At 69.6% G+C, this 16,973-nt stretch carries 23 protein-coding genes and 1 pseudogene; 6 read left to right on the forward strand and 18 right to left on the reverse strand.

The window, feature by feature from the left end; genetic code table 11:
* Positions 1 to 504: 504 nt before the first annotated feature.
* Genes ACR2FV_RS14040 through ACR2FV_RS14055 form a run of 4 tightly spaced genes read right to left on the reverse strand, consistent with a single transcriptional unit; the run spans position 505 to position 5,903 of the window.
* Positions 505 to 795, reverse strand: coding sequence for a formate dehydrogenase subunit delta (locus ACR2FV_RS14040; protein WP_434016317.1), 291 nt, complete (start codon positions 793 to 795; stop codon positions 505 to 507).
* 10 nt (positions 796 to 805) lie between these two features.
* A complete protein-coding gene (fdhF, locus tag ACR2FV_RS14045; protein ID WP_434016318.1) occupies positions 806 to 3,805 on the reverse strand; it encodes a formate dehydrogenase subunit alpha in 3,000 nt (999 codons plus the stop codon).
* The gene (locus ACR2FV_RS14050) at positions 3,802 to 5,451 is read right to left on the reverse strand and encodes a formate dehydrogenase beta subunit (protein WP_434016319.1); all 1,650 of its coding nucleotides are present in this window, start codon (positions 5,449 to 5,451) and stop codon (positions 3,802 to 3,804) included. Before ACR2FV_RS14050 ends, fdhF begins: the two co-directional genes overlap by 4 nt.
* A complete protein-coding gene (locus ACR2FV_RS14055) occupies positions 5,448 to 5,903 on the reverse strand; it encodes an NAD(P)H-dependent oxidoreductase subunit E (protein WP_434016320.1) in 456 nt (151 codons plus the stop codon). The genes ACR2FV_RS14050 and ACR2FV_RS14055 overlap by 4 nt, the downstream gene beginning before the upstream one ends.
* A 175-nt stretch (positions 5,904 to 6,078) precedes the next feature.
* On the opposite strand from ACR2FV_RS14055, the gene ACR2FV_RS14060 reads away from it, so the two are divergent.
* Positions 6,079 to 7,026, forward strand: coding sequence for a DUF808 domain-containing protein (locus tag ACR2FV_RS14060; RefSeq protein ID WP_434016321.1), 948 nt, complete (start codon positions 6,079 to 6,081; stop codon positions 7,024 to 7,026).
* A 186-nt stretch (positions 7,027 to 7,212) separates the two neighbouring features.
* On the opposite strand, the gene ACR2FV_RS14065 is transcribed toward ACR2FV_RS14060, so the two are convergent.
* From ACR2FV_RS14065 to ACR2FV_RS14075, 3 genes and pseudogenes are all read right to left on the reverse strand, one after another.
* Positions 7,213 to 7,518: a VOC family protein gene (locus ACR2FV_RS14065; protein WP_434016322.1), complete on the reverse strand. Its 306-nt coding sequence runs from the start codon at positions 7,516 to 7,518 to the stop codon at positions 7,213 to 7,215.
* A gap of 10 nt (positions 7,519 to 7,528) precedes the next feature.
* Positions 7,529 to 7,949, reverse strand: a pseudogene (locus ACR2FV_RS14070) (helix-turn-helix transcriptional regulator).
* A 29-nt stretch (positions 7,950 to 7,978) separates the two neighbouring features.
* Positions 7,979 to 8,170: a VOC family protein gene (locus tag ACR2FV_RS14075; protein WP_434016337.1), complete on the reverse strand. Its 192-nt coding sequence runs from the start codon at positions 8,168 to 8,170 to the stop codon at positions 7,979 to 7,981.
* Between ACR2FV_RS14075 and ACR2FV_RS14080 the strand changes: the two genes are divergently transcribed.
* From ACR2FV_RS14080 to ACR2FV_RS14090, 3 genes are read left to right on the forward strand one after another with little or no spacing between them, the layout of a single operon-like run.
* Positions 8,093 to 8,254, forward strand: coding sequence for a hypothetical protein (locus ACR2FV_RS14080; RefSeq protein ID WP_434016339.1), 162 nt, complete (start codon positions 8,093 to 8,095; stop codon positions 8,252 to 8,254). The genes ACR2FV_RS14075 and ACR2FV_RS14080 overlap by 78 nt on opposite strands.
* A 9-nt stretch (positions 8,255 to 8,263) precedes the next feature.
* On the forward strand, positions 8,264 to 8,617 hold the full coding sequence (locus ACR2FV_RS14085) for a hypothetical protein (protein WP_434016323.1): 354 nt from the start codon (positions 8,264 to 8,266) through the stop codon (positions 8,615 to 8,617).
* 40 nt (positions 8,618 to 8,657) lie between these two features.
* Entirely contained in the window at positions 8,658 to 8,957 is a 300-nt protein-coding gene (locus tag ACR2FV_RS14090; RefSeq protein ID WP_434016324.1) for a UBP-type zinc finger domain-containing protein, read from the forward strand.
* 104 nt (positions 8,958 to 9,061) lie between these two features.
* Here ACR2FV_RS14090 and ACR2FV_RS14095 read toward each other — a convergent pair whose 3' ends face one another.
* From ACR2FV_RS14095 to ACR2FV_RS14135, 9 genes are all read right to left on the reverse strand, one after another.
* Positions 9,062 to 9,460, reverse strand: coding sequence for a type II toxin-antitoxin system VapC family toxin (locus ACR2FV_RS14095; RefSeq protein ID WP_434016325.1), 399 nt, complete (start codon positions 9,458 to 9,460; stop codon positions 9,062 to 9,064).
* Entirely contained in the window at positions 9,457 to 10,272 is an 816-nt protein-coding gene (locus ACR2FV_RS14100) for an SRPBCC domain-containing protein (protein ID WP_434016326.1), read from the reverse strand. The genes ACR2FV_RS14095 and ACR2FV_RS14100 overlap by 4 nt, the downstream gene beginning before the upstream one ends.
* On the reverse strand, positions 10,269 to 10,646 hold the full coding sequence (locus ACR2FV_RS14105; protein WP_434016327.1) for an ArsR/SmtB family transcription factor: 378 nt from the start codon (positions 10,644 to 10,646) through the stop codon (positions 10,269 to 10,271). The genes ACR2FV_RS14100 and ACR2FV_RS14105 overlap by 4 nt, the downstream gene beginning before the upstream one ends.
* A 109-nt stretch (positions 10,647 to 10,755) precedes the next feature.
* Entirely contained in the window at positions 10,756 to 11,994 is a 1,239-nt protein-coding gene (locus ACR2FV_RS14110) for an RNA polymerase sigma factor (protein WP_434016328.1), read from the reverse strand.
* 7 nt (positions 11,995 to 12,001) lie between these two features.
* The gene (locus ACR2FV_RS14115; protein ID WP_434016329.1) at positions 12,002 to 12,367 is read right to left on the reverse strand and encodes a YciI family protein; all 366 of its coding nucleotides are present in this window, start codon (positions 12,365 to 12,367) and stop codon (positions 12,002 to 12,004) included.
* Between the two features lie 150 nt (positions 12,368 to 12,517).
* Positions 12,518 to 12,925, reverse strand: a complete 408-nt coding sequence (locus tag ACR2FV_RS14120; RefSeq protein ID WP_434016330.1) for a PIN domain-containing protein — start codon at positions 12,923 to 12,925, stop codon at positions 12,518 to 12,520.
* Complete coding sequence (locus ACR2FV_RS14125; protein WP_434016331.1) at positions 12,918 to 13,154, reverse strand: hypothetical protein; 237 nt, start codon at positions 13,152 to 13,154, stop codon at positions 12,918 to 12,920. The genes ACR2FV_RS14120 and ACR2FV_RS14125 overlap by 8 nt, the downstream gene beginning before the upstream one ends.
* A gap of 37 nt (positions 13,155 to 13,191) precedes the next feature.
* Positions 13,192 to 13,347: a helix-turn-helix domain-containing protein gene (locus tag ACR2FV_RS14130; protein ID WP_434016338.1), complete on the reverse strand. Its 156-nt coding sequence runs from the start codon at positions 13,345 to 13,347 to the stop codon at positions 13,192 to 13,194.
* A 21-nt stretch (positions 13,348 to 13,368) separates the two neighbouring features.
* Positions 13,369 to 13,512, reverse strand: coding sequence for a hypothetical protein (locus ACR2FV_RS14135; RefSeq protein WP_434016332.1), 144 nt, complete (start codon positions 13,510 to 13,512; stop codon positions 13,369 to 13,371).
* A gap of 349 nt (positions 13,513 to 13,861) precedes the next feature.
* On the opposite strand from ACR2FV_RS14135, the gene ACR2FV_RS14140 reads away from it, so the two are divergent.
* Complete coding sequence (locus ACR2FV_RS14140) at positions 13,862 to 14,482, forward strand: class I SAM-dependent methyltransferase (protein ID WP_434016333.1); 621 nt, start codon at positions 13,862 to 13,864, stop codon at positions 14,480 to 14,482.
* A 133-nt stretch (positions 14,483 to 14,615) separates the two neighbouring features.
* Here the strand turns inward: ACR2FV_RS14140 and ACR2FV_RS14145 are convergent, their stop codons facing one another.
* Positions 14,616 to 15,458, reverse strand: a complete 843-nt coding sequence (locus tag ACR2FV_RS14145; RefSeq protein ID WP_434016334.1) for a PHP domain-containing protein — start codon at positions 15,456 to 15,458, stop codon at positions 14,616 to 14,618.
* The gene (locus ACR2FV_RS14150) at positions 15,455 to 15,937 is read right to left on the reverse strand and encodes a hypothetical protein (protein ID WP_434016335.1); all 483 of its coding nucleotides are present in this window, start codon (positions 15,935 to 15,937) and stop codon (positions 15,455 to 15,457) included. The genes ACR2FV_RS14145 and ACR2FV_RS14150 overlap by 4 nt, the downstream gene beginning before the upstream one ends.
* Before the next feature lie 317 nt (positions 15,938 to 16,254).
* Here ACR2FV_RS14150 and ACR2FV_RS14155 point away from each other — a divergent pair.
* The coding region (locus ACR2FV_RS14155) for a DUF222 domain-containing protein (RefSeq protein WP_434016336.1) at positions 16,255 to 16,973 on the forward strand (719 nt) is incomplete at its 3' end.

Genomic DNA, 16,973 nt, shown 5'->3' on the forward strand with positions numbered 1-16,973 from the left:
AGCCCAGAACTTCGCCGCCCTGCGAAGTTACGTTTCCACCGCCCGCAAGAACGGTGCACCTGTCCTCGACGCCCTAAGCGACCTCCTCGCCGGCACACCCTGGCTACCAGCCACGAACTGAACAACCAACTCAGCCCACCTGAGTAGTTACCTACAACCAGCGTTTTGCTAGGGCTTCTGCGGGCGTGGAGGTCGAACTGCCAGGGGCTCTGCGCTCAGCCACCGGTGGGCTGGCAGAGTTCGATACCCGCCACCTCGGGTGCGCACATCGCTGCAGACGAGTCGGGCCTCGTGGCGCGCGAAAAGTGACCTGCCCAGCGTCATACGGATGTTGCGCTGGGGCGCACTTTTCGTATGACGTAGGCGGCGGGTGGCGGCGCGTCACGGACAAGCGCCCGGATCAGGAGGCTAGGCGACGGCGGACGGAGGCGGAGTGCCTGTCGAGGATCACGAGCATGATCAGCACGACGATGATCGGGGTGAGCATCGCGCCGAAGTGGCCGCTCAGCCGCCGGACGGCTCTGCCACCTCGGCGCGGTCGATGTCGCCGTCGAGGTAGTCGCGCACGGCCCGAGCCAGCAGCGGCTCGACCCTAGAGTCGTTGTCCCGCACCCGCTGGACCAGCGCCCGGCGCATCCGCGGGTCCCAGAACTTGCGCAGGTGCGTGGCGATCTGCTCGCTCGCGTCCTCCGGCGGCAGGTGCGCCAAGTTGCGGGTGATGTCCTGACCCAACCGGATCTCCGGCGGCATATCGCCGTGCTCGGTCGCGGTCGCACCGTCATCGTGCCCTGTCACGGTCGCCCCGTCATCGGTGCCCGGTCTGCTGCAGCTCGGTCGCCCGGTCCCGCAGATCGCCCGACTCGTCGCGACCCAGATCGACCCCACCCCCGGCGTGCGCGCCCTCGACGTCCCGCCGTGGCTCGCCGGCATTCGCCACCCCGACCTGCACCGCGGTCACCTTGTACTCCGGGCAGTTGGTGGCCCAGTCCGAGTTCTCCGTGGTCACCACGTTGGCGCCGGTGACCGGGTGATGGAAGGTCGTGTAGACCACCCCGGGCTGCATCCGCTCGGAGACCAGCGCGTGCAGCGCGGTGGTCCCCACGCGACTCGACAGCTCCACCCGGTCGCCGGTGCGGATGCCCCGCGGCTCGGCGTCGGCCGGGTGGATCTCCAGGATGTCCTCGGGATGCCACGTGGAGTTGGGGGTGCGGCGAGTCTGCGCGCCCACGTTGTACTGACTCCGGATGCGCCCGGTGGTCAGGATCAGCGGATAGCGCCGGTTGGTGGTCTCGGTCGTCGGCACGAAGACCGTGGGCATCAGGTGGCCCTTGCCTCTGACGAACTCCCCCACGTGCATGGTCGGCGTGCCGTGCGGGGCGGCGTCGTTGACCGGCCACTGCATCGAGCCCTCGGCATCCAGCCGGGCGAAGGACACCCCCGCGAAGGTGGGCGTGGTCGCCGCGACCTCGTCCATGATCTGTCCGGCGTTGTCGTAGTGCATCGGATAGCCCATGGCGGTCGCGATGTCGCAGACGATCTGCCACTCGTCCTTGCCGACGGCACTGGGCATGACCGGGCGCACCCGGTTGAGTCGCCGCTCGGCGTTGGTGAAGGTGCCGTCCTTCTCCAAGAAGCTGCTGCCGGGCAGGAAGACGTGCGCGAACTTCGCGGTCTCGTTGAGGAACAGGTCCTGCACCACGACCAAGTCCATCGAGCCCAGCGCAGCCCGGACGTGGTTGAGGTTGGGGTCGGACTGGGCGATGTCCTCCCCGTGCACGAACACCCCCCGGAACGACCCGCCGAGTGCCGCGTCGAACATGTTGGGGATCCGCAGACCCGGCTCGGGGTCGAGCTCGACGCTCCACAGCGACTCGTAGATGTCGCGCACCGCGTCGATCGCGATGTGCCGGTAGCCGGGCAGCTCGTGCGGGAAGGAGCCCATGTCGCACGACCCCTGCACGTTGTTCTGTCCGCGCAGCGGGTTGACCCCGACACCCTCCCGGCCGATGTTGCCGGTCAGCATGGCCAGGTTGGCCATGCCCATCACCATCGTGGAGCCCTGGCTGTGCTCGGTGACGCCGAGGCCGTAGTAGATCGAGGCATTGGTTGCCGCCGCAAAGGCCCGCGCGGCGGCTCGCAGCTGCTCCGCCGGTATGCCGGTCGCGGCCTGTGTCTGCTCGGCGCTGTTGTCCTCGGAGCGCAGGAACTCCAGGTAGCGCTCGACGTCCTCGCAGCGCTGCGCCAGGAACGCCTCGTCGTGCAGTCCCTCGGTGACAATCGTGTGCGCCATCGCGTTGATGAACGCCACGTTGCTCCCCGGCAGCAGCGGCAGGTGGTGCTGCGCCTGCACGTGCGGGCTGCGCACCAGGTCGATGGCCCGCGGGTCGGCCACGATCAGGCCCGCGCCCCGGCGCAGCACCCGCTTCATCCGGGAGGCGAAGACCGGGTGCGCGTCGGTCGGGTTGGCGCCGATGAGCAGGATCATGTCGGTGCTGTCCACCGAGGCGAAGTCCTGGGTTCCGGCGGAGGTGCCGAAGGTCTGGTTGAGGCCGTAGCCGGTCGGGGAGTGGCAGACCCGGGCACAGGTGTCGATGTTGTTGTTGCCGAACGCCGCGCGCACCATCTTCTGCACGACATACACCTCCTCGTTGGTGCACCGCGAGGACGATATGCCGCCGATCGAGCCCACCCCGTGCTCGGCCTGGATGGCCTGGAAGCCCTCCGCGACCCGGGCGATGGCCTCCTCCCAGCTGACCACCTGCCATTCGTCGTCGATCGAGTCGCGCACCATCGGATGCAGCTGCCGGTCGTCGTGGTTGGCGTATCCGTAGGCGAACCGGCCCTTGACGCAGGAGTGCCCCTCGTTGGCGCCGCCGGCCTTGCTTGGTGTCATCCGCACCACGGTCGTCGTCGTGCCGGTAGTGGTCTGCTCATCCTTGACCTCGGCGCGGAAGCTGCACCCCACCCCGCAGTAGGCGCACGTCGTGTCCACGAAGCGCGTCGGCATGCCGAGCGAGATCACCGACTTCTCGGTGAGCGCGTCGGTCGGGCAGGCCTGCACGCAGGCGCCGCAGGAGACGCACTCGCTGCCCAGGAAGTCCGTGGGGCCGGGGGCGATGCGGGAGTCGAAGCCGCGCCCGGTCACCGTGAGCGCGAAGGTGCCCTGGGTGTCGGCGCAGGCGCGCACGCACCGGGAGCAGACGATGCAGGCCTGCGGGTCGTAGTCGAAGTAGGGGTTGGACTCATCCCGCGCCGCCCCGGAGTCCACGTGGGTATGCGGTGTTGTCGCCGCGCCCTCGGTGCCCGGCAGGCCGTAGCGCACCTCGGCGACCCCGGTGCGCCGGGCCAGGTCCTGCATCTCACAGCTGCCGCGCGCGCACCCGGCACAGTCGACCGGATGGTCGGACAGGTAGAGCTCCATGACGCCTCGACGCAGGTCGGCGACCTGCTCGGTGTCGGTGTGCACGACCATCCCGTCGGCGCAGGGGGTGGTGCACGAGGCCGGGGTGCCCTTGCCGCCCTCGACCTCGACCAGGCACAGCCGGCACGAGCCGAAGGCCTTGAGCGAGTCGGTGGCGCACAGCTTGGGTATGTCGACACCCGCCTGCTTGGCGGCGCGCATGACCGAGGTGCCCGCCGGCACCTGCACGGCGACGCCGTCGACGGTGACCGTGGCATCGGCTGGGCCGTCCACCGCCGGCGTGCCGTAGTCGATCTCCGGGGCGTAGGGCGCCCCGCCCGGGGCCGCGCCCGGACTGGGCGGCATACCGATGGGTCCGGCGGGTCGGTCGATCTGCATCGTCATGTCGTGCTCCGATCGGAGATGCTGTCGTGCTGCGTCGCCTGCAGGTTCTCGGCCGGCGCTGCGTCGGCCAGCTCGCTGGCCTGGGGCACCTCGAAATCCTCGGGGAAGTGCTTGAGCGCGCTGGTGACCGGCATCGGCGTGAGCCCGCCCATGGCGCACAGCGAGCCCTTGGTCATCGTGGCGCACAGGTCCTCGAGCAGCACGAGGTTCTTGTCGCGGTCCTGACCGGCCCGGATGCGGTCGATGGTCTCGACGCCGCGCACCGAGCCCACCCGGCACGGCGTGCACTTGCCGCAGCTCTCGGCCGCGCAGAACTCCATCGCGAACCGGGCCATCCCGGCCATGTCCACGGTGTCGTCGAAGACCACGAGGCCCCCGTGGCCCACCATCGCGCCGACCTCGGCGAGCGCCTCGTAGTCCATCGGGGTGTCGAACTGGTCGGGGTGCAGGTAGGCGCCCAGGGGCCCACCGAGCTGCGCCGTGCGGACCGGCCGCCCGCTGCGGGTGCCGCCGCCGTAGTCCTCGATCAGCTCGCGCACGCTGATGCCGAAGTCGACCTCGACGATGCCGCCGCGGGCGATGTTGCCGGCCAGCTGGCAGACCTGGGTGCCGCGGGAGCGGCCGGTGCCCAGCGCGGCATACGCCTCGCCACCGTCGGCCAGGATCATCGGGATGGCGGCGAAGCTGAGCAGGTTGTTGACCACGGTGGGCTTGCCGAACAGCCCGGACAACGCCGGGATGGGCGGCTTGGCGCGCACCTCACCGCGCTTGCCCTCCAGGCTGTCGAGCATGGAGGTCTCCTCGCCGCAGATGTAGGCCCCGGCGCCCACCCGGATCTGCAGGTCGAACCTCAGCTCGCTGCCCCGGACGCGGTCGCCCAGATAGCCGTGCGCGTAGGCGATCTCGATGGCCCGGCGCAGCGTGGCCACGGCATCGGGATACTCCGAGCGGATGTAGACAAAGCCCTCGGTCGCGCCGACGGCATGCGCGGCGATCAGCATGCCCTCGATGAGGGTGAACGGGTCGCCCTCAGTGAGCATCCGGTCGGCGAAGGTGCCGCTGTCGCCCTCGTCGAGGTTGCAGCACACGAACTTCACGTCGGCTTCGGCGTCCTGCACGGTGCGCCACTTGATGCCGGTCGGGAAGCCGGCTCCACCACGGCCGCGCAGCCCGGACTCGACGACCTCGTCCACGACATCGAGGGGGTCCATCGCCAGGGCCCGGCGCAGCCCCTCCCAGCCGCCGTGCTCGTCGTATGCGGCGATGTCGGTGGGCTCGATCAGCCCCACTCGAGCAAAGGAGACCCTGTGCTGACCCGCCAGCCACTCGTGGTCGTCGACGATTCCGAGGCAGCCGCCGACGTCGGCGCCGCTGAGCATGCCGGCCTCGATCAGGCCGGGCACGTCCTGGGCGCAGACCTCGGGGTAGCCGATGCGTCCGCGGTCAGTGACCACCTCGACGAGGGGCTCGGCCCACAACATCCCGCGCGAGCCGTTGCGCCGAACGGTGACCCCGTCGTGGGCTTCCAGTGTCTGTGCCACTTCGTCGGCGCCGACGGCGAGGGCGCTGGAGTCGCACGGGACGTAGACCACGGTGTCGGAAGCGCCGCGGTCCTGCACCAGACTCAGGTGGCTGCCGCGGGTCATGTCCAGTCCTTCGTCAGCTCGGTGAGTCGCTGCTCCGTGAGCCGCCCGTGGATCTGTCCGTCGACGGTAGCGCTCGGGCCGAGGGCGCAGTTGCCGAAGCAGAACACCTGCTCCACCTCCACGTCGCCGCGCGCTGCGAGAGTGCGCTGCGCGGCGGCATACAGCTGCTCGGCGCCCACCGACTGGCAGGCCTCGGCGCGGCATACCTGCACGGTATGGCGTGGGGCGGGGCTGGTGCGGAAGTCCTTGTAGAACGAGACGACCCCGTGCACCTCGGCGACCGAGAGGTTGAGGACGTCGGCGATCACGGGGACATCAGCGGCGTCGATGTGTCCGAGCTCGGCCTGCACCGCGTGCAATGCCGGCAGCAGCGGCCCCCGCTCCCGCACCCACCCGTGCGTGATCGCGCGCACCGTGTCGGCTCGTGCGCTCGTGTCGGTCTGTGCGCTCACCTGGGTTCTTCCCGTCGTCGGGTCCTACACAGCAGAGTGTAGGCACGCCGAAGGACACAACGCCATGCCCGCTGCTCGTCATTAGGCTGATCGTCATGCACGCCCGGATCCTGAATCTCCTGCCCGACCGTCGACCGGGGGGCCGGCCTTCCCCGACGCGGGCCGGAGCACCGAGATGAGCGGGGGCCTGGCCGCGTTGCTCGATGACGTCGCTGTGCTGGCCAGGCTCGCCGCCGCATCGGTCGATGACGTCGGGGCGGCGGCCGGTCGGGCGAGCATGAAGGCCACCGGCGTCGTGGTCGACGATGCAGCGGTCACCCCTCGTTACGTGCACGGCTTCGCGGCCGAGCGCGAGCTGCCGATCATCAAGCGGATCGCCATCGGCTCGCTGCGCAACAAGCTGCTGTTCATCCTCCCGGCTGCCCTGCTGCTCAGCCAGTTCGTGCCCTGGCTGCTCACCCCGATCCTGATGCTCGGCGGGACCTATCTGTGCTTCGAGGGCGCCGAGAAGATCTACGAGATGGTCAGCGGCCACCACGAGGAGTCGGAGCAGCCGGCCGCCGCGCAGGGCAAGGAGCACGAAGAGAGGATGGTCAAGGGTGCCATCCGCACCGACTTCATCCTCTCGGCCGAGATCATGGTCATCGCGCTCAACGAGGTCGCGGACGAGCCGTTGGTCTCGCGCGGGCTGATCCTGGTCGTCGTCGCCCTGATGATCACGGCTCTGGTGTATGGCGTGGTGGCCCTGATCGTGAAGATGGACGACATCGGTCTGCACCTGGCGCAGCGGGACTCGGGGGCAGCCCGGAGGATCGGCCGCGGCCTGGTCGCCGGTATGCCGAAGCTGCTGTCGGCGCTGGCGGTCGTCGGGTCGGTGGCGATGCTGTGGGTCGGTGGGCACATCCTGCTCGTGGGCGTCGACGAGCTCGGCTGGCACGCGCCCTACGAGCTGGTGCACCACCTGGAGGAAGCCGTGCACGACGCCGCCGGTGCGCTGGGCGGCGTCCTCGCCTGGACCGTCAACACTTTGGCTTCGGCGATCGTCGGGCTCGCGGTCGGCGCCGTCGTCGTCGCCGTGCTGCACCTGGTCCCCCGGCGCGAGAAGGCGGACGCCGGTCACTGACCGAGCGCGCTTCGACCGGTCGTCGAGTCTGCGCCTCGTCCTGCAGGCTGAGTGGCCGACATGAATGTGACGCACAGCGCGCTCTAGCGTCATAGACGTCACAGTGATGTGGGCACTTCGCCGGCGGACCCTTGGCCCGGGCACGGCGGGGGACGGCGCGACACGTGCTTGCATGCCTCAGCGAGTTCAGGAGCTCTCCGCCGGCCACCACGGGAAACTAACGAAGACATCGTCGACCTGCACGAACACCCCCAAGTCGCCCTTGGCGACGATCTGGCTCATCGCCTCCTGGTCGATGGCCGGGATGTGCTGGTCCACCGCGGCGAGCAGCAGCTCGTGATCGGAACCGGGCGCAGCCAAGGTCAGCCAACGCATAACGGGACCGGCCTGGACGTCTTGGCGGACCTGCAGACCGAGACGTTCGGTGTAGAACGACAGGGAGCTCTCGAGATCGAGCACGTAGACGGGTGTATGAGTGATCGAAATGGTCATGACAGGAACGCTAGCCAGACCCTGCCCGAGGTGCTTCTCCATTCCTGCTCGGTCGGGTCCAGGCGCGGGAGACGCATGGTGGGATGGGCGCGAGCACGGTGTGGTCACCGGCGCGGTAGGCGCTCGGCGTTCGGCCGACCAGGCGGGTGAAGGTGGAGCTGACCGAGCCCGAGCGAGGTGAAGCCGACCTCCATGCACACCTCGGTCACCGATCGGTCACCCCTTCGCAACAGGGCCATCGCCCGCTCGACCCGGCGAGTCTGCAGATAGCCGTAGGGGGTCTCGCCAAACGCCTCGCGGAAGAGCCGGGAGAAATGCGCGGGCGACATCAGCGCCGCCCGGGCCATCGTGGGCACGCCCAGCCGCTCCCGGTAGTCGCGATCGAGCAGATCGCGTGCGCGGCGCAGCTGCGCGAGATCGTCAGGCCCCACGCCACAACAACCTACTCGCTGGTCGAGCACTACCGCAGGGCCGACTCCCGAGAAGTCCCTCCGGCGCTTGTGCCCGGCGGCAGGATGCAGAACTCGTTGCCGGAGGGGTCGGCCAGCACCACCCATGGCAGTTCGCCCCAGTCGTGCTCCACCCAAGAGGCACCGAGCTCGAGGGCCCTGGCGACCTGATCCGCCAGGTCCTCTCCCGGGTCGCAGCGCACGTCGAGATGCATCCCATCGAGGACTTCGTGGAGCTGTCGCTGCACGGCATGGCGGCCACGACGGAGCATCCGGCACAGCCGTAGGATCTGACCGTGCCCGGACATACTCACCCCTTCGCGGACGGGGTCTTCGCCACGGTGGCGCAGCAGATGCTCGACCGGCACCCTGTCGACGAGCGGGGTCGTATGCTGCACTCCCCCGGGCTGCGGACCGGCGGCAAGTTCTACGGCTTCGCCACCGCCGACGACCTTGTCGTCAAGCTGCCCGCGCCCCGTGTCGCCGAGCTCATCGAGGCGGGAGACGGTATGCCGTGCTCCCCGCGGCCGGGCCGGCCGATGCGCGAATGGGTCTGCATCCCGGCCCCGCACGAGGAGCCGTGTCTGGACTACCTGCTGGAGGCGCGGACCTTCGTCTCCACCGGCGGCGGTGCTGCATACTCGCAGTGACGGCAGTCCACCCGGTCGGCCGATCGAGCCAGGAGACGCGATGGCCCAGTCCTGCACCCACCGCGACACCATTGACGAGAGCAGCATGCCGTCCTCGACCTACGGCTGCTCGGACTGCCTGGCCACGGGGGGACGGTGGGTGCACCTGCGGATGTGCTCCTCCTGCGGCCGTGTCGGGTGCTGCAACAGCTCGCCGGGCAAGCACGCCACCGCGCATCACGACAAGACCAGTCACCCGTTGATCCGCTCCTACGAGCCGCGCGAGGACTGGTACTCCTGCTACCCCGATGGGCTCACCTTCGAGCTGCCTGACGTCCCGCCGGCCCTGTCGCACAGCTGAGAGTCGCCAACGGGATCGGTCCCTGCGCCGGGAGCACCGGGAGGGGACCTTCGCGGGATCAGGCTGCGTGCAAATAGGCGTGTCGGTTCGTCGACCTGCGATGCTCACCACACGATCGACACGTCATACGCGACCAGCCGAGCGTCGGCGGTCACGAGCGGGCACTGCTCAGCCTCGGCCTGCGCGACCAGAAGCCGGTCGAACGGGTCACGGTGGTGCCACGGCAACGACTCGACCCGGCGCGCGTGCTCAGCCGTCACCGGCAGCTGGACGAGGTCGAGGCGCAGCAGCTCACGCGCCCAAGACGGGTCGATGTCCAGCTTGCCCAGCGACCGCTTGGTCGCGATCTCCCACACGCTGACGGCGCTGAGCAGCAGCTCGTGACTCGCGTCCTGCAACGCGTCCTGTGCGCGCGCGGAGACGGCCGAGCGGTCGCCGAGGAGCAGCCAGATGACCACGTTGGTGTCGAGCAGCAACCGAGGACTGGCCAAGATCGAGGTCACCGGTAGGCCGCGAAGTCATCCGGTATGTCGTCGAAGTCGTCGGGGATCGCGCCGGCGAGGTCTCCCCAGATGCGCCGGTCGCCGACTGGCGGCGGGGCCGGCGACAGCACCGCGATGCGTTGGCTGCCGCGCCGGATCACGATCGACTCGCCCGCTTCGACCTTGCGTAGCAGACGTGACAGGTGGGTCTTGGCTTCCTGAACAGTGACCTCCACAACCCCAAGATAAGTCGACCAGGTTGACCTGGTCAACCGTCGACACCCGGAGCGCCCCCTGAGCGCGGACATGGCGCCGACGGGACAGGCGAACAGGTCGCGGTAGTAGCCGCTCATCGCGGGGTGGTAGTCGCGCTCGAAGTCGACCGAAGCCACGTCCTGCCCGGACTCCGCGGCGACCAGACGGTCCAGGTAGTACTCCCACCCCGGCCCGACATCGCTGACCGGGACGTCGCCGGCCGCCGCCTGCACGAACCTCAGCGTCGTCACACCAGCGTGGTGGGTCAGGTGCAGCTCCCATCGCCACTCCTGGCCCGGCGGGTCGGCCACCTCGATACGTGCCCGCAGCAGGTGGGGCGGCGCGCAGTCATCGATGTGGACGGTCACGGCAGGAACGTCGGCACCCTCGGCGGTCATCCGGAAGGCGACCTGACCGGACGTCGGGTCGCCCGCCCAGGTGCCGATCCACCGCTCCGGCCGCTCGGGCTCGGTGACGGCCGCCCAAACGTCGTCGATCGGCGCGGCGAAGGTGCGCTCGAGGACGATCGCCTCACCGAACGATCGGCGCTCGCGGCGTCCCGTGGGCATGCGGTTCATGCGCTCTCCTGGCTGGTGTCTGTTGTGGTGCTCGACTGTCGGTCCCGCGTGGCGCGGCGCACCTCGGTCTCCAGCGCCAAGAGGTGCTCGGGCGACACCAGCGGGCTATGCCGGGAGGAGCCGGGTTCGGTCAGGGAGTCCACCATCTGTCGCACGGGGGCCAGGCCGGCCGGCCGCAGCCGGTAGCGCCGCTCACGGCCTTGCGTGTCGACCTCGACCAGACCGGTCTGGATGAGCACCCGAAGGTGCCGACTGATGGCCGGCCGGCTGACCGGGTGCTCAGCTGCCAGGTCACCCGCGCGTACCGACTCGCTCGACACCCTCCGAAGGAGCTCGCGCCGCACCGGGTCGGCCAACGCCGCGAACACGTCCACGGCACAAATGTAACGCAAGTGTTACGTTTTGCCAGAGGGGTCCGCCGACGTTGCTGCGTTGGCGGGAGCAAAGCCGGGCGGGGCTCACCGGGAGCCCGTGATCCCCAGGTCAGTCGATGCCGTCGAGCACGATGGCCAGTCGGGCCTGCAGGAAGACACGCTCGGCCGGGTTGGTCACGAGCTCCAGTGCCCGCCGGTATGCCGTGGCTGCTGCATCGGACTTCCCGGCTCGACGCAGCAGGTCGGCCTGCGCAGCGTGGAAGGCGTGATAGCCCTCAAGGTCCGCGCCGAGGGGTTCCAGCTCGGTCAGGCCTGCTTCCGGGCCGTGCACCTCGGCGAGCGCGATCGCTCGGTTGAGCGCGACCACGGGGGTCGGCTCCACGACATACAGCTGGTCGTAGAGCGCGACGACCTGCCGCCAGTCGGTGTCCTCGGCACGACCAGCGTCGGTGTGCACGGCGTTGATCGCAGCCAGGATCTGGTAGCGGCCGGGCCACCCCCGCCGCAGACAGGCGCGGACGAGCCCGTGACCCTCGGCGATCAAGTCCCGGTCCCAGCGGGAGCGGTCCTGCTCCGGCAGCGTCACCAGGGCACCGCCTGCCACCCGGCTCGGCCGCCGCGCCTCGGTCAGCAGCATCAGGGCGAGCAGGCCCAGCACCTCAGGCTCGTCGGGCATCAGGGTGGCCAGGATCCGGCTCAGCCGGATCGCCTCGACGCACAGGTCGGTGCGGATCGGCTCCCCCTCGAGATCCCCGGGTAGGTAGCCCTCGTTGAAGACCAGGAACAGCGTGGCCAGCACGCCGCGCAGCCGGCCCGGCAGCTCGGCGTCGGCCGGCACCCGGTAGGGAATGCGCGCGGCCTTGATCTTCTGCTTGGCCCGGGTCAGCCGTTTGGCCATGGCTGCCTCCTCGACCAGGAAGGCCGCGGCGACCTCGGCGACGCTCAGCCCGCCCAGCAGCCGCAGGGTCAGCGCGACCTGCGCACTGGTGGCCAGCGACGGGTGGCAACAGGTGAACATCAGCCGCAACCGGTCGTCCACGACGCCGGAGACGGGCTGGGCGGCTGAGTCGGGGTCGATCAGCATGGCGGCCTGGGCGTGCCGGGAGTCGCGGGTCGACTCGCGACGGATCCGGTCGATCGCCTTGCGGCGGGCAGTGGTGGTCAGCCAGCCGCCGGGGTTGGGCGGCGGGCCGGTCTCGGGCCAGCGCTGCAGGGCGACCAGATAGGCCTCCTGGGCCGCCTCCTCGGCGAGGTCGATGTCGCCGAGGTGGCGGACCAGGGTGGCGACGACCCGGCCGTGCTCCTCGCGGAAGACACGGTCCAGCTCGTCGCGACCGGATGCCGTCACGGGTCGCTCAGGCGTCCGGCTCGCCCTGGAAGGGACGGACCTCGACCTTGCCCTGGCAGGCCGCGGACCCCTGCCGGGCCAGCTCCAGGGCGGCGTCGAGGTCGGCGACGTCGACGACCCAGAAGCCGCCGAGGTGCTCCTTGGACTCCAGGTAGGGTCCGTCGGTGACCACCGGGTCACCCGAGCCGGTGCCGTCGACGACGGTCGCGGTGCTCGCCGGGTGCAACCCACCCGCGAAGACCCACGAACCGGAGGACTGCAGCTCGTCGTTGAACCGGTCGACGGCCGCAAAGACGGCCTGGACGTCGTCCGGGACCGGACCGCTCACGTGGTCTTCGTCACGGCTGTGCACGGACAGCAGGTACTGGGCCATGGTGTGCTCCTTCTCGTATGTGGTGTGGTCCGGTGCGCCGGACCCGAGGGCGGGCTGCCCTTCACCTTCTCCACGAACGGGCCCGGGCCTCCAGGACACCGGCCCTGTCGATTTCTGGCGGCCGGCATCCGGCCACCCTGCCAGAGGCGATCAGGGGAACGGGTTGACGACGCGGACGCCGTTGAGCACAGAACGGCTGGCCAGATCTTCGGACCAGAGCTCAGCACACCCCGCCTCCGCCGCCGCCTCGACGATCATGGCGTCCCAGATCGAGAGTCGATGACGCTCGCTCGTGGCCGCGGCACGGCATACCAAGCGGGCGTCCGCGGTGACGACGGGCAGCTTCGCCAGACGATCGAGGACGCTGCGAGCCTTGGCAGGTGACACGGGCGGGCGAAGCTTGCGCGTCAGGACGGAGTGCAACTCCAACATCACCTGTGTGCTGATCACGAAGTCCCGATCGCTGTCCAACGCAGCGATGGCTCGCTCTCGCTTGATCGGCTCGGAGACGTCGAACTGGTAGGCGAAGACGTTGGTGTCGACGAAGACGCTACTCACGATGCAGGTCGTCCCTGGTCCAGGTCCGGCCGGTGCCCTCGGATCCGGCCTGCGCCGCATCAGCGAGCTCGCCGATCTCGGCGAAGACGGCTCGGGCGGAGACACCGGAGTCGGCATACCGCTCGAGCGTCCGAGCCAGATAGGCATTGACGGACTCGTGCCGCTCCAAGGCTCGGATGCGGGCGCGCCGGAGTACGTCCTCGTCCACGGTGATCGTGAGATTGGCCATATCTCCAGTGTAGCGCTGGATTGGTGCTACACGGGTCTTACAGGCGGTCCGCCATGCGCTCCATCCGCACCAGCAGCGCGGCCGACGGGGTGACCTGACCGCTGCGGTAGGTCGACAGCCGGGTCCGGGAGGTGCCGATGCGGGAGGCGAACTCTGCGGTGGTCAGCCCGGAGGCTGCGACGAGCTCGCCGATCCGAGCCGCTACTGCCGCCCGCTACCCCTGCTCAGTTCGCTGCCGGGCCGCGTCGATCGCCCGCTCGAGGATGCCCGCAACGCCGACCGGACGGGCATACCCGAGGTAGTCCTCCACCTGCCGGGCCACGACGCCCCACGGTTCGGACCGGATCTCCGCTGTCACCCGCGCGACCGGCTGCGACCGGCTGCGACCGGCTGCGACCGCATACTGCTGAGAGCAGCCGGAACGTCAGCGCGAACCAGGCGACCCCGCCCAGCGACAGAAGCACCGGCACCGTGCCCGTGACTCGCCACCACCCGAGCCGTCTGCGGACCGTGTCGACCACGAACGCTCCCGCGGGGATGAGACCGAGGACGCCGAGCAGCTTCCCCTCGGGCGTGAATCCGTCCATCCTTTTCTCCTCACGCTCGACCGGTCATCGCCGCAGTCTTCGCGCACGCCCGCGGCAGGCTCAACAGGTTTTCCAAGCCGGCGGTTGACACGCCAGGCCGGACCGGCGTTCGATCGACTCATGACCCGATCCACCCGGGCGCTCGTCGGCTACTGGGACAAGCAGGCCCCGTCCTACGACACGAAGATGACGGGCGCCGAGCGCCGCCTCTTCCCGGACAGTCGGCAGTGGGTATGCAGCAGGGCGCGCGGCGAGACGCTGGAGGTGGGCATCGGCACGGGGGCCAACCTGACGCACTACCCAGACGACGTCGCGCTGACCGGCATCGACTGGAGCCCGGCCATGCTCGACCTCGCGCGTCGGCAGGCCGAGCGCCTCCGCCGTCGCGTGGCCCTGCATCAGGGGGATGCCGCGGCGCTGCCGTTCCCGGCGGAGTCGTTCGACACGGTCGTGTCCACCTTCGCGCTGTGCTGCATACCCGACGAACGCGGTGCCCTCACCGAGGCGCTGCGGGTGCTTCGCCCCGGCGGGCGGCTGATCCTGGCCGACCACATCGTCGCGTCCTTCTGGCCACTGCGGGCCGTGCAGCACGTCGCCGACCTGGTCGCCGTGCCGCTGCACGGTGAGCACTTCACCCGGCGACCGCTGGCCACGGTGCGCGAGCTCAGCGTCACCCTCAAGGAGACCGAGCGGCGGAAGATGGGTGCGATCGAGCACGTCCATGCCCGCAAGCCCGCTTGAGCTCGAACCAAAGCGCTTCCCTCTGCAGTTGTGTCGCCAGGGCAGCGAATCTGCAGGGGCTAATCGTCAGCGGGTTGGTCGTCGAGGTCGAAAGTGCGCCGTCAGCATGCCGACCGACCTCCCCCAGGCGCTGTCAGTCCACGCGACCCCAGAAGTCGAGCGGGTCCCGCCCGGGCCGGAAGCCGTGTGCCTGCGCCATCTGGGCTGCGTCGGCGAAGCCTCGCGCGACGGCGGACGGCTCGTGCGCGTCGCTGCCGAAGGTGATCGCCTCACCGCCCACGTCGTGCCACCAGGCGAGGATCTGTGCGTGCAGCGGGATCCGTGTGTTGATCTCCAGTGCTCGCCCGGACTGGGCGATCGATCGGAGGGTATGTCGGAACTCCTCCTCGAAGTCGGCGGGGTCGAAGGGGCCGACGTGGTCCGGCCAGGACCGCAAGGGGTAGTCGATGTGGGCGAGCACCGAGAAGGCGTCAGACTCGGTGACCAGCCGCGTCACCTCGGCCAGGTAGGTCCGCATCACCTCATCCGGCGCCCGGTGGGCGTACAGCCCGGGCGGCTCGGCATACCTGGCCTCGTCAGGCAGGCAGTGCAGCGACCCGAGCACCCGGTCGAAGTGCCCGGTCGCCAGCACCTCGGCGACCGGACCGGCGTGCCAGTGCGGCTCCCCCAGCTCCAGACCGCTGAGGATGCGCAGGTCCGGGTATCGGTCGCGGCACCGCTCGATCGACTCCAGATAGCCCGCCGCGTCGAACGTCGGCGGCGTGAACGTGCCGTCCGGGGAGCCGAGCTGACGGAGCGGATCATGCTCGGCCAGAGTATCCGGTTCGACGGTCCAGACCGTGTGGTCCAGGTGCTCCGTGAACGCGATCGTCGGGAGGCCGATGTCCACGGCGCGGGCGCAGGAGCGCTCCATCGAGGCTTTGGTCGTGTCCCACGACCACTCGGTATGCACGTGGCTGTCCGCCGGCAACGTCACTGGTTTGCCCGCCGGGTGAGGAGCTGGTTGATCTCGGCCAGGTCCTTGGTGAGCTCGAAGTTTACCCAAGCCGCGACATACCAGAGCGGCTGGGCCGTCGGCATGAGCCCAACGACTTCGGCATCGAGATCATGGCTGTGCAGGATTGCATCCCATTCCCGTTTGGCTGCCACGAGCCCGTCGGTCGAGCCTGACCAAAGACGTTCCGCCGGCGACAGGGCGGCCTGTCCGGCGCAGACCCGGGCGGCGTCGGTCCACCACCACTCGATGTGCCAGAGGAGCCAGCCCACCGTGGCATCCGGCAGCGGGGAGGACTCCTCATCCGGCCAGTCCGCGACCCAGCCCTCGTCCGACTCGTGCACGGTGATGACGTTGGCCGACGGCTCCCACAGGGCTGCCTCGCGAGACACCCGTCCGATCACGATCTCGCGCGCGAAACTCCACGCGATATCGAGTTGGCGGGCCAGCAGGTCTCTCATGTGTGGTCATCCTCTCAGGCCCGCAGGACCCGTCGGTGGGAGGAGGCTGCCAGGCCGTCTGCAGCAAGGAACTTCGATCAGGTGTCGCTGTTGGTGACCTCCTCAGCTTCATTTTCACTTTCACATCGCCAGTAAGAGCACAGCACAGGCCTTCCGCTCGTCACTCACACGTCGCGGGGCGTCACTCATGCGTCACTGATCCCTCACTGACGCATGAGTGACGAGCGAGTGAAGACTGACGACCGAAACCTACGCCGCAACCACAACCAAGCAGCTGGTGACGGGGTCTGTCGGTGGTCACTCGTACTGTTGTTCGCATGGAGGAGATGGTCGAGGTCATGCAGCTGCTGCGCCGGATGGTGGACCGGGCGGGCGAGTCCTGCGTGGATATGGAGACCCCGGAGCTGATGGGTCAGGTCACCCAGTTGCAGGAGCTGATCTGCGCGGCCAGCGCGGCGCAGACAGTGCGGATCGGGCAGTTCGCTGCCCGGGAGGATGACTACGACCAAGACGGGGTGTTGGTCTCGGTGGACCGGGGGATCGGGCACCTGTGCGAGTTCGCTGGGGACGAGCTGGCCCCGGTGCTGGGGATGGCGCCGATGACCGCGCACAAGCGAGCCCGACTCTCGGTCAAGCTGTGCACAGACCTGCCAGTCACATTGCACGCGGTGGCCCACGGCCAGTTGGATGCGTTCCGGGCGCAGGTGATCGCGGAGGAGCTGGAGCTGGCCGACGCGGAGGTCTGCGGTGTGGTCGAGGGCAAGGTCCACCCGCGGGTGTGCCAGGACACGCCCGGGCGGGTGCGGTCCCGGGTGCGTCGGGCCCTGGAGGAGGTCGACCCGCTCGCGGTGCGCGCCAGGGCGGTCAAGGCCCGGGCCGACCGGTTCGTGCGGATGTGCGCCGGGGACGACCCGGGCATGACGTCGTGGTGGGCCAGCCTGCCCGCGGCGGAGTCGCTGGCCTGCTGGGCCGCGATCGATGAGGTCGCGCACCAGATGAAGAGCCAGGACCCGTCCCGCACCCTGGATCAGTGCCG

Source organism: Ornithinimicrobium sp., assembly GCF_051004135.1.
In the GTDB taxonomy this organism is placed as follows: domain Bacteria; phylum Actinomycetota; class Actinomycetes; order Actinomycetales; family Dermatophilaceae; genus Ornithinicoccus.

Excerpts from the sequence above, each read along its gene's own strand:
- ACR2FV_RS14150 (WP_434016335.1), bottom strand. The coding sequence starts at position 15,937 with ATGAGAGACCTGCTGGCCCGCCAACTCGATATCGCGTGGAGTTTCGCG.
- ACR2FV_RS14125 (WP_434016331.1), bottom strand. The coding sequence starts at position 13,154 with ATGGCCAATCTCACGATCACCGTGGACGAGGACGTACTCCGGCGCGCC.
- ACR2FV_RS14100 (WP_434016326.1), bottom strand. The coding sequence starts at position 10,272 with ATGAACCGCATGCCCACGGGACGCCGCGAGCGCCGATCGTTCGGTGAG.
- ACR2FV_RS14065 (WP_434016322.1), bottom strand. The coding sequence starts at position 7,518 with ATGACCATTTCGATCACTCATACACCCGTCTACGTGCTCGATCTCGAG.
- ACR2FV_RS14050 (WP_434016319.1), bottom strand. The coding sequence starts at position 5,451 with ATGACCCGCGGCAGCCACCTGAGTCTGGTGCAGGACCGCGGCGCTTCC.
- ACR2FV_RS14115 (WP_434016329.1), bottom strand. The coding sequence starts at position 12,367 with ATGGCCCAGTACCTGCTGTCCGTGCACAGCCGTGACGAAGACCACGTG.
- ACR2FV_RS14090 (WP_434016324.1), top strand. The coding sequence starts at position 8,658 with ATGGCCCAGTCCTGCACCCACCGCGACACCATTGACGAGAGCAGCATG.
- fdhF (WP_434016318.1), bottom strand. The coding sequence starts at position 3,805 with ATGACGATGCAGATCGACCGACCCGCCGGACCCATCGGTATGCCGCCC.
- ACR2FV_RS14060 (WP_434016321.1), top strand. The coding sequence starts at position 6,079 with ATGAGCGGGGGCCTGGCCGCGTTGCTCGATGACGTCGCTGTGCTGGCC.
- ACR2FV_RS14140 (WP_434016333.1), top strand. The coding sequence starts at position 13,862 with ATGACCCGATCCACCCGGGCGCTCGTCGGCTACTGGGACAAGCAGGCC.